General features: G+C 41.8%; 10 protein-coding genes. 1 reads left to right on the top strand and 9 read right to left on the bottom strand.

Going from position 1 to position 17751, the window contains the following annotated elements:
* Positions 1-267: 267 nt before the first annotated feature.
* From WKT11_RS09125 to WKT11_RS09105, 5 genes are all read right to left on the bottom strand, one after another.
* Positions 268-1188, bottom strand: coding sequence for a glycosyltransferase family 2 protein (locus WKT11_RS09125; RefSeq protein WP_117676218.1), 921 nt, complete (start codon positions 1186-1188; stop codon positions 268-270).
* Between the two features lie 197 nt (positions 1189-1385).
* Positions 1386-2831: an LCP family protein gene (locus WKT11_RS09120; RefSeq protein ID WP_117676151.1), complete on the bottom strand. Its 1446-nt coding sequence runs from the start codon at positions 2829-2831 to the stop codon at positions 1386-1388.
* Positions 2832-2847: 16 nt separating this feature from the next.
* On the bottom strand, positions 2848-4251 hold the full coding sequence (locus WKT11_RS09115; protein ID WP_117676153.1) for an undecaprenyl-phosphate glucose phosphotransferase: 1404 nt from the start codon (positions 4249-4251) through the stop codon (positions 2848-2850).
* Between the two features lie 163 nt (positions 4252-4414).
* Positions 4415-5371 (bottom strand): glycosyltransferase family 2 protein, encoded by a 957-nt coding sequence (locus WKT11_RS09110; protein WP_117676154.1) that lies wholly within the window; start codon positions 5369-5371, stop codon positions 4415-4417.
* Entirely contained in the window at positions 5353-7269 is a 1917-nt protein-coding gene (locus WKT11_RS09105) for a glycosyltransferase family 2 protein (RefSeq protein WP_117676156.1), read from the bottom strand. Before WKT11_RS09105 ends, WKT11_RS09110 begins: the two co-directional genes overlap by 19 nt.
* A 217-nt stretch (positions 7270-7486) precedes the next feature.
* Between WKT11_RS09105 and WKT11_RS09100 the strand changes: the two genes are divergently transcribed.
* The gene (locus tag WKT11_RS09100) at positions 7487-8767 is read left to right on the top strand and encodes a D-alanyl-D-alanine carboxypeptidase family protein (protein WP_117676158.1); all 1281 of its coding nucleotides are present in this window, start codon (positions 7487-7489) and stop codon (positions 8765-8767) included.
* Positions 8768-9007: 240 nt separating this feature from the next.
* Here WKT11_RS09100 and WKT11_RS09095 read toward each other — a convergent pair whose 3' ends face one another.
* The 4 genes from WKT11_RS09095 to WKT11_RS09080 form a co-directional block, all read right to left on the bottom strand.
* Complete coding sequence (locus tag WKT11_RS09095) at positions 9008-10465, bottom strand: ArnT family glycosyltransferase (RefSeq protein WP_117676219.1); 1458 nt, start codon at positions 10463-10465, stop codon at positions 9008-9010.
* Positions 10466-10556: 91 nt separating this feature from the next.
* Entirely contained in the window at positions 10557-13001 is a 2445-nt protein-coding gene (locus WKT11_RS09090; RefSeq protein WP_117676220.1) for a glycosyltransferase family 2 protein, read from the bottom strand.
* Position 13002: 1 nt separating this feature from the next.
* Positions 13003-15507 (bottom strand): glycosyltransferase family 2 protein, encoded by a 2505-nt coding sequence (locus tag WKT11_RS09085; protein ID WP_182438284.1) that lies wholly within the window; start codon positions 15505-15507, stop codon positions 13003-13005.
* Between the two features lie 2 nt (positions 15508-15509).
* Positions 15510-17702, bottom strand: a complete 2193-nt coding sequence (locus WKT11_RS09080) for a class I SAM-dependent methyltransferase (protein ID WP_118629908.1) — start codon at positions 17700-17702, stop codon at positions 15510-15512.
* Positions 17703-17751: the final 49 nt, after the last annotated feature.

The following is a 17751-nucleotide window of genomic DNA, read 5'->3' as shown; positions in this document are numbered from 1 at the left end:
GCTCCCTTCTGTCCCTTTCTATATTACTGTCCGTCCCGCTTTCGCTACGTGACTCTACACCGAATAACTGCTCCGCAGTTTATCAGGAGGGCTTGTACCCCTCCTGATACAAGCAAGTCCCACCCACTGCTTATTGCTCCTCGCAACCTCCGCAGGGGACTTACTTGATTCGATTTAAATTATGGGTTCAGTATAGCAACTAATTGTGTTCAAAATGTGACAATAATCGTAAATTGGCGTGTTCTGCAAGACTATGAATCTCTCCTGTTATTCACTGTCTTTTTTCTTCCAGTAATACGGACTCATCGTACATGCCAGAATCACTTTTTGTGGCAGTTTTTTATATCTTTTTCCCAGAAAATATCCCGCATATTTCATTCCGCTCTGCCAGATCAGCTGTGGAATCAGCCAGATATGTCCTGTTCTGAGCAGATAATTCAGACTCTTTTTAACCAGACGGATTCCCTCGCCTTCGGAAGGTACGCCTTCAAAAATCTCCGGATGTTCTGCCTGAGATACACCAAGATCAAAATTTCTGTGAAACTGCTGCTTTCCTGAATAATTATGAGAATGATAGACTTTCGCATCTGCCGCATAGGCCACAGAATAACCCTGCTGCACCATTGTTCCGGCATAGATCATATCCTCGTTAAAAATCGCCCGGTTTACAAATCCTCCGATTTTTTGATAAATCTCTCTGTCATAGGCTGCGCATACATTGGAGCAAAAGTAAGTTTTGATTCCATACGTTTCAACATCCGGCAGCGATTTGACCGAAGACTGTTCCGGATAATTAAACGAACGGGTATAACGTTCCAGGAAACGGCAGTCTGCTTTTGGTAATTGTCTCGCATAGGCTGCACCCGTACCTGAATTCCTGCTGACTGCGCGAACCAGATTTCCGATCATTTTCCGGTCTGCCGGAAGTGCATCCTGTGTCATAAAAACCATAATATCCGATGTCGAAAGCTCTGCCGCTCTCTTTCTGGTTCCTCCGTGGTCAAAATCTTTCTGATCAAGATGATGAACTTCAAGAAGTGGATAGTTCTCCCATTCACTGTTCCAATATTCTTTTCCTGTATTCATGACAAGAATTCTATTCGGACGGTATTCCTGTTTCTCCAATCGGTGAAGCAGTTCTCCAAATTCCTTTGCCGGACGATATGTTGGAATGATCACATCTACCATCTTTCTCTCGTTGTCTTCAATATTATTCTCTAAGTTATCCGTTTTATCAGATTTCTGATCATCTGCCCCATTCTTAACTGTCGCATTACCTTTGTTATATTTATCAATATTATCCGTCATCGCTGCTCCTTATCTGAAAAAGAGGACCATCCTCACCGATGGATGGTCCTCTTTTGTAATCTTATTCAGTTTCCTGATTACTCCTCTTCTGAACTTGTTCCTGAATCTGCGTCTCCGCCGTCATCAAACCCGGTATCGCCACCGGTGTCATCTCCGCCGGAATAATCACCGCCGCCATCATCACCGCCGCCATCGTCACCGCCGGTATTATTATCACCACCGCCATTATCGTAGTCTCCGCCGCCGGTGTTATCGTCATCACCGCCGCCATTATCATAATCTCCACCGCCGGTGTTATCATCATAGCTGCCGCCATTATCATAACTATTATCATAGTCATTATCATAGCTGTAATCGCCACTATAATCTGTACCTCCGGAACTGTTATCGCCAGACCATACAAAGGTATCTGCTGTATTAGTGGTATCCGTCTGCTGGGATGTAGCTGTTGAAGCATCATCCAGCTTACTCTCTCCACCAACGATCTCCAGAATCTTATTACTGCGCGCAACTACCTCTGAAGATGGAGTATAATCCTGATCATTGTACAGGAACTTATGAAGTTCAACTACGTTGTTCTCAAGATCTGTAGGAACGATAATACTTCCTTTGATATTTGAGAATTTATACTTCTGCGGGAAACCTGTACTGTCAGTAAATTTATATCCTACCAGAGTAGGAATCAGTCCCAGAATATCCTGCTTGGAAAGAGAAGTCGTTACCATAGGGAACACATCATCCATGATCTTAAAGATAGAAGAAAGACCTGCTATCTTTGCCTTATCAAAAAGCATTCCCAGTACACGTCTCTGACGTTCTGTACGTCCCATATCCAGACTTGCGGTATAACGGATACGGCAGTAAGAAGTTACCTGTACACCATTCAGATGATAAGTTCCAACTGTAGCTTCCTGATCTTCCGGTTTTGGTTCCGGTTTCTCGATCGGTGTGTAATCTTTTCCTGTCAGTTTGGAAGTTTCTACACAATAGTTATTCATATGCTCGATCTCAGCATAAGATAACGGAATATCAAGACCGCCAAGGTCATCTACTACTTCTACAAGCGCAGAGAAATCAGCTGTAGCATAATCAGAGATATCCAGATCCAGGTTTGTATTTAACATGGAAATCGCCTGTTCCGGTCCGCCATATGCATAAGCCGCATTTGCCTTTGTATATGTGTCATCTCCAATATTCAGAAGTGTATCTCTGTATATGGATACCATTCGTACTTCTTTCGTATCATTATTTACACTTACAATGATCATTGTATCACTGTTCTGTGCAGAATACTGAGAACCCTCTCCTCTGGTATCAATACCAAACATTACATAGGTCTTATATCCTGTCATCTTCGGTGCTTCCTGGTTTACGATTACTTTTTCCTGATCCAGTTCCGGCTGTTCGATCTTATCCAGTCTGGAGGAAATCTGTCCATATACATATAATCCGCCAATGAACAGCAACAGTACGATAATCTCAAGCACAAACAGTACTTTTCTCTTTTTTCCTGGTTTAGCCATACTCTTTCCCCTTATCTTAATATGCATTCTTGTTTATAAATCCCTTGAAAAATGTAAGGAATATGATCTTGATATCCAGTCCGATACTCCAGTTTTCAATATAATAAAGGTCACATTCTATTCTTTTCCTTATGGAAGTATCTCCACGATACCCATTTACCTGCGCCCATCCGGTAAGTCCCGGACGCACCTGATGTTTGACCATATATCTTGGAATTTCTTCTCTGAATTTCTCCACAAAAAATGGTCGCTCCGGGCGTGGTCCCACGAGGCTCATATTACCTTTCAGTATATTAAAAAGCTGTGGGAGCTCATCAATGCTTGTGTGACGCATAAACTTTCCGATTGGTGTTACTCTTGGATCATTCTTTACTGTCCATGCCTTCTTCTCTTCCGACTCCGGCTGTACTTCCATAGAACGGAATTTATACATCCAGAAAGTCTGATTGTGAAGTCCGACTCTCTCCTGCTTATAAATCAATGGCCCCGGTGAAGTCAGTTTGATAATCAGACACATCAGAAGCATCAATGGCGAAGTCACAATAATTCCCACGATTGAACCAACAATATCCATAGCGCGCTTGACCAATGCATTGAATGTATTGTTTAACGGCACATAACGGATGTTGATGACCGGAAGTCCCAGAATATCCTCTGTATATGGTTTCGTCGGAATAATCTTATTATAGTCCGGAATAAACTTCGTGTGTACTCCTGACTTTTCACACAATGCCACGATCTCTTCCAGGCGATAATACTCGCTTAACCCCAGAGTGATCGCGATCTCATCCAAACGGTTTTCCGGAAGTATCACATTCAAATTGGCAATTCTTCCAAGGACCTTAATACCTTTGTATTCTGTGCCTGCCGGTATGTTGTCATCAAGTATTCCGCGTATCACATATCCCCACTGAGGATTTGCAAGAACACGATCAATATATTCCTCTGCTGCACGGCTATATCCTACACATATCATCTGTTTCTGATTAAGTCCCTTCTCACGCATATCCCGGAGAATGGTAAATATCAGCATCCGGGCACACCACTGGAGTATGATATTAATCACATAGAACATAATATATGTGGAACGTGAGTAATCACTTTCATCAATCATATAAAATGTAAACATGAGAATAAGGAGCCCGAGTGAATTGGCCTTTATAATATTGGCCAGCACAAGTCGGCGCCCCTGCATCCGCATAGGAGTGTACAATGTAAATGCCTGATACAGCAACAAATATACAGGTACAATGAGGACCAGCATCAGCATGTACTGCTTAAAACTTCTTGTACGGACTGCCGTTGCCGCCATAGGTCCCACAAAACGAATCAGCCACGCAAGAAAGTAAGATAATACCAGTACAATCGCATCAACAAGCATATGGAGACGACTGAAATTCTTTTCATTGTCTTTTAACAATCTTTTGTCACCTCATTTTTATCGATTCGTAACCATATCCTCTTTGTCACAGTTACTATCGCTTCTATATTATAATAGTTGATTTACAAAAGCAATAAAATCTTCTTCTTAATTTTATAAAATTTCCATGAAGCTATTTGTTATATTTTACTGCTTTTTCTTATCATCCGCAAAAGCGCCGGAAGATATTCACCCACAATTCAAGCTGTATCTTTAAATAGTTTGGTAAATTCCGAAGTTTAAAAGATACTTTTTGATTTTTTCTGCTGATCTGAAAACCGTTTTTAATTCCCGCTATATATTCTCTGCCAAATCCTTTTAATGCGAAAAACAGAATTTTAATTCCAAATCCCATCACAAGGAACGGAAGATTTATAATGATCTGCAAAACCGGCATGTTCTTATAGATCAGGTAAATATTATTTCTGGAAGAATAGCGGATCTTAAATTGATTATACCTGGAACCGCTTGTCCCGCTTCCCACATGATATACCATCGCATCCGGTGCATACCAGTTTTCATATCCGTGGATCCTTGCTCTGTATCCTACATCCATATCTTCGAGATATGCAAAATGTTCTTCATCAAAGTATCCGATCTTATCAAAAATCTTCTTTCTGTAAATAGCCGCACCTGCACAGGAAGCAAAGATCTTCTCTTCTTTCTCGTAAGTATGAATATCTTTTCCCTTTCCTCTGGCATAGGCCCAGCCAAGCGCACAGTAATAATTTCCTGCATCATCCAGTTTGTCTCTGTCATGGAACTGAATCATTCTGGCTGCACATGAGAAAGCCTTCGGGTGTCTTTTAATGGCAAAGATCATTTCCTCTATAAAATTCTCAGTTACTTCTATATCATTATTCAACAGCAGCACATACGGTGCCCTGGATGCCTTTATCCCTTCATTGACCGCTTTACAAAAGCCAAAATTCTCCGGCAGTTCGATCAGATGAACCCATGGATACCTCGCTGCAACAAATGCGCAGCTTCCGTCACTTGATCCATTGTCCACCAGAATCACTTCAAAATTATTCACTGACTGGCACTCCAGGCCTGCAAGTACGCCATCCAGATAAGCCATCCCGTTAAAGTTCGGAATAATCACTGATACTTCCTGCATGATTTCCTCCCTGTATTCTCTTTCTTCTGTCCATTTCTTGTTTCGGCAGTCTCCATTCCTGGAATCGGCTTCAGAGAGTAATTCCATTTGGTAAGGGACAGGTTTTTATTATAATAAGGATCTCCGTTTTTAAGGATGTCCATCCAATGACATCGCATATATTCAATTTCCGTCTGAAAACGACGTACTTTCTCTTTACTGTCCTCGGCTCCTCTTGTTTTTGACTCCATATGATAAAGCTTTGCATATGGATCGTATACAACCAGATGATTATTCTTTCGTACTTTCAGGCACAGATCTACATCATTAAATGCAACTGCGAGTTCTTCTGTAAATCCTCCGGCCTGCTCAAATACTTCTTTCTTCATCATCAGGCATGCTGCGGTAACTGCACTCATATCCTGAAGCAGAGATGCCTTGTGAAGGTATCCCGTACGATCTGCCGGCATATCAACAAACATATGCCCTGCGATCCCGCCCATTCCAATCACGCATCCCGCATGCTGAATCGTATTGTCAGGATAAATCAGCTTCGCTCCAACACCGCCGACTTCCGGTCTCTGGCATACGCCAAGCATCTCTTCCATCCAGTCCGGCTCAATAGATTTCACATCATTGTTCAAAAAAAGCAGATATTCTCCTCTGGCATGCGCTACACCAAAGTTATTAATAGCAGAATAATTAAATTCTTTTCCCCAGCGCAGAAGATGTATCTGCTGATCTCTGGAAAGTTCTTTATAGTATTTGAAAATCTCTTCTGTCGTACTGTTATTCTCTATGATTATGATTTCAAAGTTCTGATAGGATGTATTCTTCTTTAATGACTCCAGACAAGTCTGCAGGGTCTCTTTCTCATCTTTATTCGGAATGATCACAGAAACCAGTGGTTCTCCCTGTACCGGATATTTCACCCGGTAAAACCCCAGATCCTGTGTATGGCTTACGGTACCTTTCGTACCCGTTCTCTCAAGATGAGCCTCTATCGCCCTCTTTCCCGCTTCAAAAGCGTACATCTTGCTGGCCGGATTATCTGCTGTGGACGCTTTATGTGTTCTCCAGTGATACAAAATCTCCGGAACATGCAGCACTTCTCTGGCATTCTCTGTGCAGCGGAAAATAAAATCATAATCCTGTGCCCCGTCAAACTCTTTTCGGAAACCTCCTGCCTTCTCTATTATGCTTCTGCGTACCACAAAGAAATGGCAGATATAGTTATTTGAACGCAGCAGATCCAGATTAAAGTCCGGCTTCAGATGCGGCTGAAAATGCTCGTCCAGATCTGTCGTTACCTTATCCTCATCTGTATAAAGTGCATCTGCCTGCGGATGATCCTGCAGTGCATTCACGATCTCATACAATGCATTCGGAGCCAACAAGTCATCATGGTCGAGAAGTCCCATAAATTCGCCCTTTGCCATGGCAAAAGCACGGTTTGTATTCTCCGCAATGCCAAGATTTTCTTTCAGGTTACAAAACCTTACCCGGACATCCTTTGCCGAATAATCTGCCAGAACTCTCTGCATCTCTTCATTATCCGGACTTGCATTCGCAATACACAATTCCCATTCTGTGTAAGTCTGGCTGATCAGTGATTCTATCATCTGCTTCAGAAATTCTACGGGAGTCTGATAGGCAGGCACCGCGATACTGATCAGTGGTGCATAGTTGAATTTATGTTTCCTTTGTTTCTCAAGTGTTTCTTCATCCGGAACATAAGCCGCATACCATGGACCATACGGCACTTCTTCCGGTTCAAAACGTTCATGCAGCCTGATCCAGAATTCTTTCGGGCCATAATGCTTCAGATAACGAAAACCTTTCTGAATCGTATACGGAGAAAGTTTCTTCAGCATTTTCGACCACTGGATCTTTCCTCCTGCCGATTGTTTTTTTCTCATATATTAACCTCGATTTTTACTATGATTTTTTATTTTAACATTGTATGATATTTTTTGCAAGAAACACGCTAAATGTGTTATACTGTTACTGTTCACATGCACATGCCACTATCCCGCGAGGTGTTTTGGCATGTATATGCCAAAATCCGAGACATACAAGCCAAAATTCCATTGCCGCAGGCAATCTGGAACTAAAAAACAGGAGTTTTAATATACCATGAAGAAAAAAAGAATTACCGCAGCGCTTCTGGCTCTGGGACTTAGTGCAGTCACTATATGTTCCCAGCTTCCGGTCTTTGCTACTGAAGAAACAGCACAAGCCACGGATACTGCCGCGCAGCCACAGACTGCCGACCCATCTGTTGTCACTACCAACGGTATTGACGGATGGCCACAGGCTTCCGATATTTCATCCACTGCTGCTATTGTAATGGAAACCTCAACCAATACAGTTCTCTATTCCAAGAATGCCGACCAGGCTCTTTATCCTGCCAGCGCAGTCAAAGTTATGACCTGTCTGGTCGCCCTTGAGAACAGCAGTCTGGATGATCAGGTAACTATGACTGCAACCGGCGTATCCGGTGTTACGGATGGTGGAGCGAATATTTCCTCACAGCTTGATGAAGTCTTCACTATGGAGCAATGTTTATATGCAATTATGGTCGCATCCGCAAATGATATCGCATTGCAGGTAGCAGAGCACGTCGGAGGTTCTGTAGATGCCTTCGTACAGACAATGAACGCACGTGCCCAGGAACTTGGATGTACCAATACAGTCTTTACCAACCCGACTGGGCTTCCTGATGAAAATCAGCATATAACGGCGCATGACATGGCTCTGATCATGGAAGCAGCCATGGCAAACGAGACTTTCAGAACCATTGCCGCAACTACTTCCTATACACTCCCGGCAACCAACGTATCCGGCGGTGAACGTGTACTTACAAACAGTTTTACCATGATCAATAATGCCAGTGACGGTTATTATGAACCATGTATCGGTGGAAAAGAAGGCTATACCGAAGCTTCCGGAAGTACGCTTGTCTGCGAGGCAGCCAAGAATAATATGAAGCTTGTCTGCGTAGTCTTAAATGGCGCATCCGGTGTTACGGACGACGAGGCGATTGCGCTCCTTAATTACGGATTTGACAATTTCTCTCCGTTAACGATTGCTGACACTGACTTCAACCGTCTTTCCGGCGGTACTGTTATTGCTCCTAACGGTGCAACAGAAGATAACCTGACTACAGAGGATACCTCTTCTGACGGACAGATCACACGCCAGTACTACTTTGGCGGAACCCCTGTCGGAACCGCGATCCTTGAAGATACTGAGCAACAGTCAAATGATGCTGCCGTTACCGGCCAGAAGAATATGGAAGCAGCACAGAATTACTCTGCTTCTCATACAACGACACCGTATTATATCATCGGTGCGATCGGAGCTGCATTCCTGTTATTCTTTTTATTCCTGCTGGTCAAAGTAATCCGGTCCTGATTTACAATTCCTATTATCTGACAAAACCTGCCGTTAAAACAGGCAAACGTGCAGATAATCGTAACCAAAAAGAGACATAAAAAACAAGGTAGAACTTATTCTTTGTAAAATAACTCCTACCTTGTTTTATGTCTCTTTTTTATTCCAATATATTATGATATCAGGGGCAAAAGGTCAGAAAGCCGTTCGTGCCTGCACGATAAAGTTGTTGAAACAAAACGCCAGATAAACTTTCATCCTTTATTTCGCATAAAACGGTACTATAAGAAATGCCCAGCATGCAAACGGTGAAATGACGAGTAAAGCAGTGATTGCTTTATATATCCAGCCTCTCACTTTTTCATTTTTTATTACCTTAGTCAGAATCTTGTTCCAGCCCAGTGTAACAAAATACATCAGAGGATATAACGCAGGCATCAGATATCTTCCCTGTGCCTGATTATCATTGTAATACACATAATCCATAAATAAAATCACCGGAATAACGATCAGCAAGATCATCATCCAATGGAAGATTCCCTCTACATTACACTTTCCCGACGTCACTTTTGCCTTGATCTTCCAGGTATCACCTGCTACCGTTTTCTTCTGTCGGATATACATTGTCTTTCGGAGGTTAAATATCCCTCTTGTCAGAAAAACACTTAATATTCCAACTGCAAAAAATACAATGTACATTTTGCTCACAGCATATGGCATATAAATCTCCATCAGCCCAAATGTACCAATAAAGCTTACGCACACAGTCAATGCCCAGTTATGATACCATCCCGGATCCTGATAAAAAATAATGTCTTTCCAGCTCCATTTCAGCTTCTCCGGTGTAGGATAAAGAGATGGTCTGTAGTCCTTCTGCGCATATTTCTCGGCACATTCCGCGCAGGATCTTCTTCCAAGAAAATCACCATTATACAAAACTGCATTACGGATAAACCACCAGCCGCAAAGCAGTATCGTTACTCCTGCAATCACAATTCCCCGGCTAAAAAGAAAACGGATTCTCTGTGGGAAAGGCTCCTCCCTGCCAAGCAGTATTGTAAGGCAGAAAAAGAAAAAACTACAAAGTATCCAGCCATATGCATTGTAATAAGATAACGCACAAACTGCCATTCCCACAGCAAGGACAATGCAGTTCTTCCATGTCCAGTCCTCCCGAAGATAAGAAGCCCACGCGTACAGAATCATTGCTGCTGCCAAAAGTGCCAGAGAATCTGTATTTACATAAGTTCCCAGAAAAATTGCCTGCGGCATAAATCCGGCAAGCGCTGCAAACATCCATCTGACCTCCGGGGAATATTTTTCCTTTGGAAATAATTTGCCGGAAGCTTTTACTACAAAATATACCGCTCCTGTGACAAATAATACATCTGCCATACGCGCGATCTTAAATATAGAATATCCCGGATTTGTAAAAAGTCTGGCTATCCTCATAAATACCGCAGAAACCATATAGGACACGATCGGATAATACGCATAGGAAATGCCCCAGACCTTATTTCTGACTTCCGGATCATCTCCCCGCGGGAGTGCTCCATGATACTTGTATATATAATCTGCAACAAGATATCTCATATGCTCATCCGGTCCTGAATCAAATGGCTGCGTCATCGCCCAGACAGTCAAAAGTACAAATGCAAGGAGCACAAAGACCAGTGTCATCGTCTTTTCATTTATCTCTGTTTTCTTTTTCTTTAACATATCTTCTTTCACATTCAATTATTTTTTGAGCGTTACTGTTCCCTTCCATCTCAGAATAACGGCACGTGAACAGCAATTTTTGAGTACTGCCTCAAATTCTTTTTAAAGAAAAGTCCTGGCTTTTCAATGTAAGATTCGGATTATAATACGGATCTCCATTTTTTAAAATATCCGGCCATTTTTTCTCAAAAGCAGCGATTTCCTTATTGAAACGCGCTACCTTCTCCGGAGTATCTTCCAAACCTCTGGACTTGGATTCATAATGATATAACTCCGCATATGGATTATACACGATCAGATATCCTGCCTGTCTCAGTTTCATACAGAAATCAATATCATTAAATGCAACTGCCAGTTCTTCTGAAAGTCCGCCTACTGCATCAAAAGCAGATCTCTTTACCATCATGCAGGCAGCTGTGACTGCACTGTAATCCTGTGCGCAAATGATTCTGTGGCAATATCCTGTCGTACCTCTCTTCTGCTGAACGAAGCAATGGCCTGCGATTCCGCCAAAACCGATCACAACACCGGCATGCTGAATCGTATCATCCTCATAATAAAGTCTGGCGCCTACTGCTCCGACATCTTCACGCATACAATATCCCAGAAGCTCTTCCAGACAATCCGGATTGATGATCTCTGTATCATTATTTAAAAGAAGCAGGTACTCTCCTTTCGCAAAAGATGCTCCGTAATTATTGATTGCAGAATAATTAAAGACTCCATCCCAATATACCATATGCACTTTCGGATTCTCTGCCTCCAGTTTCTTATAATACTCAAAGGTCGCAGGATCTGTGCTGTTATTTTCTACGATAATATATTCATAATTTTTGTAAGTAGAGTTCTTCTCGATTGAATCCATACATCTTTTCAGATCATCAATGTGATCTTTATTCGGAATAATAACAGAGATCAGAGGATCATAATCTCTGATAAACTTCGTTCTGTATAATCCCAGATATTCTCCCTTGAAAACCTCTGCCTTGACACCAATTCTGTTATAGTGCTCCTGAACCGCACGTTTTCCTGCCTCAAAAGCATAAAGCTTACTCTCCGGATTCTCCGCGGTAGAATCCTCATGACAGCGCCAGTGATACAAGATCTTTGGAATATGGCAGATTTCTTCTGGTTTTACTGTTTCCACACAGCGGAACACAAAATCATAATCCTGCGCACCGTCAAACTCGCTTCTGAGCCCACCTGTCTTTTCAATCACTTTACGTGATACTACAAACAGGTGGCAGATATAATTTACCGTGCACAAAAGATCCGGGTTGTAATCCGGTTTAAAATGTGGCTGGAAGAATTTATGTCCATCCATTGACATCTTATCTTCATCAGTGTAGATCACCAGTGTTTCCGGTTTGTCATTCAAGGCCTTAACACATTCAAACAGGGCATTTGGTGTCAGCTCATCATCGTGATCTGCAAAGGCAATAAAATCACCTGTGGCAAGTTCTATTGCGCTGTTGGTATTCTCTGATATCTGAAGTGCCTCCTCATGAGAAACATATTTGATTCTCTTCTCTTTCGCAGTCAGCTCTTTTAACAGACCTGTCAGAGGTGACTGTGCACCACTTCCGTCAGAGAAACAAAGTTCCCAGTTTGAATAGGTCTGCTCCTGAAGCGATTCGACCAGCCTTCGCAAATATTTCTCTGGAGTTTTATATAGTGGCACTACAAAAGAAATCTTCGGATTATATGCAAACGTTGTTTTCCTTTGTTTCTCAAGCTCACTCCTGTCCGGCAGATGATGCCTGATCCACTTCTGGTAAACCGGCGGGCCCTGACGTACATTTTTGATTTTGGTAACTACTTTCTCAGCCAAAGCCGTTGCTCCCTGAGATTTCCAGTAACGAATACCTTTTTCTACGTATTTGTCTATTTTTTTCGCCAGAATATCTGCTTTTCTCAGTGGAACGACATGTACGGTTTTTTTGTCTCCGGCATAAAAAACTACATACAGGCATTTTCCGGAAACATTCGTAATCTCAGCAAAGAATCCTGTTTTTCCCGGGTTTTTGGCTTCTTCAAACAGCTGGTTTACATCCACTCTGTCTGTTCTCTGAATCTCAGCCGTAACCGGCTTCTTATCTGCGTCAAAAATCCGGATCATTACCGGCTTCTGCGCGATCGCCCATCCTCTGATGCGTACAGTTCCCTGTTCTGCTTTCTCCTCTTCGAAATAAACCTGTGGCCTGTCTCTTTTTTTCTCCAGCTCACGCGTTGTAACAGAAAACCAGGCTGTTTTTTTATCCGCAAATTTCTCATAGATCACCAGTTTATGAAAACCGTTTAAGTCTTCCGGTATCCGGATTTCTGCCGTTACCTGCATTCCTTCCAGCTTCTCAGGATCCTGGAAGCGCTCCAGCGCACTTACATTATTATTTTCTTTTACAGATACTTCCAGCTTCTTATTGTCCAGATAAACCTCCATGGAAGCTTCTTTGGGCCAGTGTCCCTGAACGATATATAAATTTTTATCAGATAAATGAAATCTCTCTCTTACTACTTCAAATATTTCCTTAGGCATATCAATCTCCATTTCTCTCCAGTTTTCTCAGAGAGCAGTCTGTATTATTCAGCGTCAGATTTGGGTTGTAATAAGGATCCCCTTTTAACAGTTCTCTTTCCCATTTTCTGCGGAAACAATTTACCTCTCTGGAGAAACGCAGCTGCTTTTCCGGTGTATCTTCCATTCCCCTGGACTTGGATTCATAATGATACAGTTCTGCATACGGCGTAAACAGGATCTTCTCTCCTTTATCTCTTACTTTCATGCAAAGATCAATGTCATTAAACGCCACTTTCAATTCTTCATCAAATCCGCCAACTGCTTTAAAAACAGAAGTCTTTACCATCATGCAGGCGGCTGTAACTGCGCTCATTTCCTGCACGCAGCGCAGTCGTCCCATATATCCTTCTGCATCCCCTGGAAGTTTACATAAAACATGAGCTGCAACACCGCCAAGACCTACCACAACACCGGCATGCTGAATCGTATCATCCGGATAGTACAGCTTCGCACCAACCATTCCGACGCCTTTTAGCTGGCAAAACTGTAACATTTCCTCAAGCCATGAATCCGTGATGATCTCAACATCATTATTGAGGAATAACAGATATTCTCCCTGTGCCTCTCTTACGGCAAAATTATTGATTGCTGAGTAATTGAATTCCTTTTTCCACGTAAGAATCCTGACATTTGGATATCTGCTTTTCAGCGTTTCGTAATATACAAATGTCTCCTTCTCTACACTGTTATTCTCTACGATGATAATCTCATAATTTTTCCAGGTCGTTTTTTCTTCTATGGAAGAAACACATAAATCCAGATCATTAATATGATCTTTACTCGGAATAATAATAGAGATCATCGGCTCTGACTGAATTGCCAGATGAGTTCTGTACCATCCTGCTTTATCTGCTGGCTCTGCAACTGCCGGAAGCTGTGTTCTGTTATAATGATCTTCCAGTGCTCTTCTTCCTGCCTCCCAGGCTTTCTGCTGTTTGTGAGATTCTCCGTTTTCATTTTCCATGCAGTGGCAGAGGACTCTTGGAATATGCACGATTTTTTTTGCCTGTTCACAGCATCTTAAAATCATGTCAAAATTCTGAGCCCCATCATATTCCGGACGAAACTTTCCGCTTTGTTCCAGCACGTCTCTCCGGATTGCCCAGAACTGCCCGATGTAATTATTCTCTCTTAATCGGAACAGATTAAAATCCGGTTTGAATTTCGGATCGTAATGATGCTTTCCATCTGTACTTACTTCATCCTCATCTGTATAGATCATATCTGCTTTCTTCTCAGTAACTGCCTTGATCATCCAGAAAAGAGCATCCGGTGACGGTACTGTTTTCTGATCAGAGAATAAAATGTAATCTCCCATTGCGAGTTTCAGCGCTGCATTCAGATTCTCAGAAGCGCCTTTATCTTCTGTGATTTTTTTATAAGATAACCGGATTTCTTTTTTGTACTTCTTCCGCAAAAAGTCTCCGGTTTCTTCTCCCTGATTTACATCCACCAGACACAGCTGCCAGTTACTGTACGTCTGATCCATGTATGCATCGATCACACTGCTCAGAGATTTTACATCTGTGTCTGACAGAACGATCACGACGCTCACCAAAGGCATATAAGAAAATATCGCATTTCTCTGTCTTTTCAGTTCTTTTCTAAACGCTTCATGGTCTTTCAGCCAGTCCTCGTATTCCTGCTCTCCATCCTTAAGCTGAGAGTTTTTCACATATCGGAAAAATCTTCCAATTCCGTTTTCTTTTATATACGCATGGTTTTTCTGTCTGTTTTCCAGGGACAGAAGTTTCATCTGCTGATAAAAACCTGTATTTTCTCTCTTTAGCTTCTTTACATCTATCTTATATATTTTTTGTATGTCCCGACCACGGAAACAAATGCAGATATTCTGGCTGTGTATATTCTCCAGATTCACTGTGATACAAAAACCGAGATTTCTTTTTTCCGCCTCTGGAATTCCCTTTACCTCTTCCACATCCGGCCGTCTTTGTCTGGTGATCGTACATTCCAGAACTTTTCCATCCGAATTCTGAACAAATACATCATCAGAATCCATCTGATTTACGACCCAGCCTTTGATCGTCAGGATATTTCCCTGTGTGATCTGCTCTTCGTCGATATGATACTCGATAAGACTTTCTGTACAAAACTTCTTTATTTCCTGCGCAGATGCTTCCCAGATAACTTCCTTTTCATTTCCTGCCTGCAGTACAAGCTGTAAGCTTTCATGTTCCTGTGCAAGCTGCAGAATCTCCGGTATCTTTATTGTGAAACCTGCGTTTTTTATTTCTTTTATCCCTTTTGTTTCTTTTAGATTATCAGCCACATCTGTTCTTTCATAGCGCGAAAGTTCAGGAAAAGAAATTTCTTTTCCTGAACCATAAAGAGAAAAATTACATATTTTCTGTTCTCTGGCTACGGCCCAGCCGGTAATAGTCAGAGTATGATTTTCTTTATCACTGTATATTCTTTTGTCTACACTCCAAAGTATATTTCCCATAACTAAACCCTTTTTACCGTACGATACAGTTTCCATGCCTTACTGCGTTCTACCTGATCCACCAATGCTTTCTTCTGCTCAAGTTCCTGTCTCAGCTGATCCACTGCTCTTTTCTGTTCTGTATAGATCTTCCAGAATTTCTTTTCTGTTTTCTTCTCATCCAGAATTTCCATTTCAATCTTCATGGATTTTTTGTTTTCAGGAACAGATGGCACGATAATCTGCGGATCATCCCCTCCGAAATAAAATTCTCCATTTTCTACCTCACAGCCATCTGTATGGAAATCAACAAAATTTCCATCTTCCCAGGTAAGCCTGCTGATTTTGAGTCCTTTCGCCAGTTCTCCCGGATCAAGGCGAAGCATTCTTGTATTTTCAGGAAGTTTAAATTCCACACAAACTTTCCTGTTTTTAAACAGATATCTTACAGAATCTGCCTCATTAAAACTCTTTCCGTTATCCCAGAAAATCTGAAGATTCTCCAGAGTTTCCTCCTTCTTCTCTCTGTAGTAATCCTCAATCTCTGCCCTTCCCGGAGAAATCTGAGTATACATATTCCGCATTGCTGTATGTTTTCCCAGAATATATGCCTGTAAATTGTGTTCCATTTCAACATATATTTCTATATCTTCAGGAGTAATTCCTGCTTTTTCATAAAAGTTCAGGTTTCTTAACACTCTGCGTTTATCATTCAGTTCCAGATAATAAAAGATCATGCGGTAAACCAGATACTGAGATGGCACAGGGAATGCAAATGTCCATTCATAGTCAATAACAGATACTTTATCATCTGACAGAATAATGTTTGCAGGGACGAAATCAATGTTGGAAATTTCTGCGCATTTCAGATCAGAACGCAGATTTACATCTCCAAACACCCTGACAAAACCTTTCGTTTTCTCAAAAGGTTTCCTTTCATGAATGTTCTTTACTTTTCCTATATAAGTAAAGAATAATTTCTCAAGCTCCTCTGTTCTGCCCTCTTCCAGAAGATGATCCAGCTTATCTTCCAGTGTGATTCCTGTCAGGTATTCCAGCTCTGCACAGTTATCTTTTAACGAACACTGATTGACCTCAATTCCCTCTTCTTTATACATCTCCGTCAGAGTCTCATAAATGATTCTCAGATTCCTGATATGCTCTACGGCTTTCTTGTGTGCAGGCGCTTTCTTTACAGTCAGTTTTCCGTCTGCCGTTTGATCGATCTTCGTATAAATGGAAAGCTTCTGATCTCTTTCGTTGGAAAATTTCACATAAACCGGCGCCATCTCCGGCTGTTCTTTTCCGATCACAAGAAGAAATGAATTGGCAAACTGTGGATACATATCATTGCTCAGAAGTGTATCATAGACCCGGGATTCCTGAAAAAGTCCCAGCCGCAGTCTGTCAAAATTGTAATCTTTCATATGCAGTTCTCCACCAGCCGGGAGATGCCTGTCTGAATGAATCATCATTGGAAATTTATAGTCCGGATATGGATAATACCAATCTGCCTTTAAGTTTCCGGCATCCTGCAAAATCCCGTTAAATTCTTTTCTTGAAAAAGTTTTGACACCTTTTGTATTCGGATATCCCTGAATTCCCTCGAACAGAGTTCCGAAATGATCTTCCGTACATCCGGCCCAGTATTTCAGTCCCAGTCTGTTCTCGATGGCCAGAATAATCTTTCCATCCGGTTTCAGATGTCTGGATATGATCTTAAGAAAATCCACATATGGGTTCTCACTCTGGATATAAGATTCCCCATACTCAAACACACCGATCAGGGTAATATAATCATATTTTTCTGTCAGATTCTTCTCTATCTCCTGAAAGTTTCCCACAAGAATCCGAAGGTTATCCTGATCCTGATGTCGGTATGCATTGATCTTGCTTCTCTTCATCGAAAGCTCAATACAGGTAACTTCTTTCGCTTTCTCACACAGAGCACCTGTGACGGCCCCACATCCGGAACCGATCTCCAGGACCTTTTCCTCTCCGGTAAATGGAAGCCAGTTTAAAATATTCTCTCTGATATGAGAGAAATGATAAAGAATCGGCCAGCTCTCCCGTTCACTGATCACTCTGTTAAATTCTTCCGGTGCAAAATCTCTGGAAATTGCAAGCATTTCATCTTCTATCGCACCATCACTATATAAATCCTTTCCCGGATAGCACGTAGTATCCAGAATTACTTTTCCGATTTTTTCTTCCATATATTTCCCTCGCGCTGATTTTTATTCACTGCATCGTCCTGAAACGTGT

It is taken from the genome of Blautia sp. HCN-1074, from assembly GCF_037890165.1.
Taxonomy (GTDB): domain Bacteria; phylum Bacillota; class Clostridia; order Lachnospirales; family Lachnospiraceae; genus Blautia_A.
The sequence above is the reverse complement of the archived record's forward strand: the minus strand, read 5'-3'. Positions and strand labels throughout refer to the sequence as shown.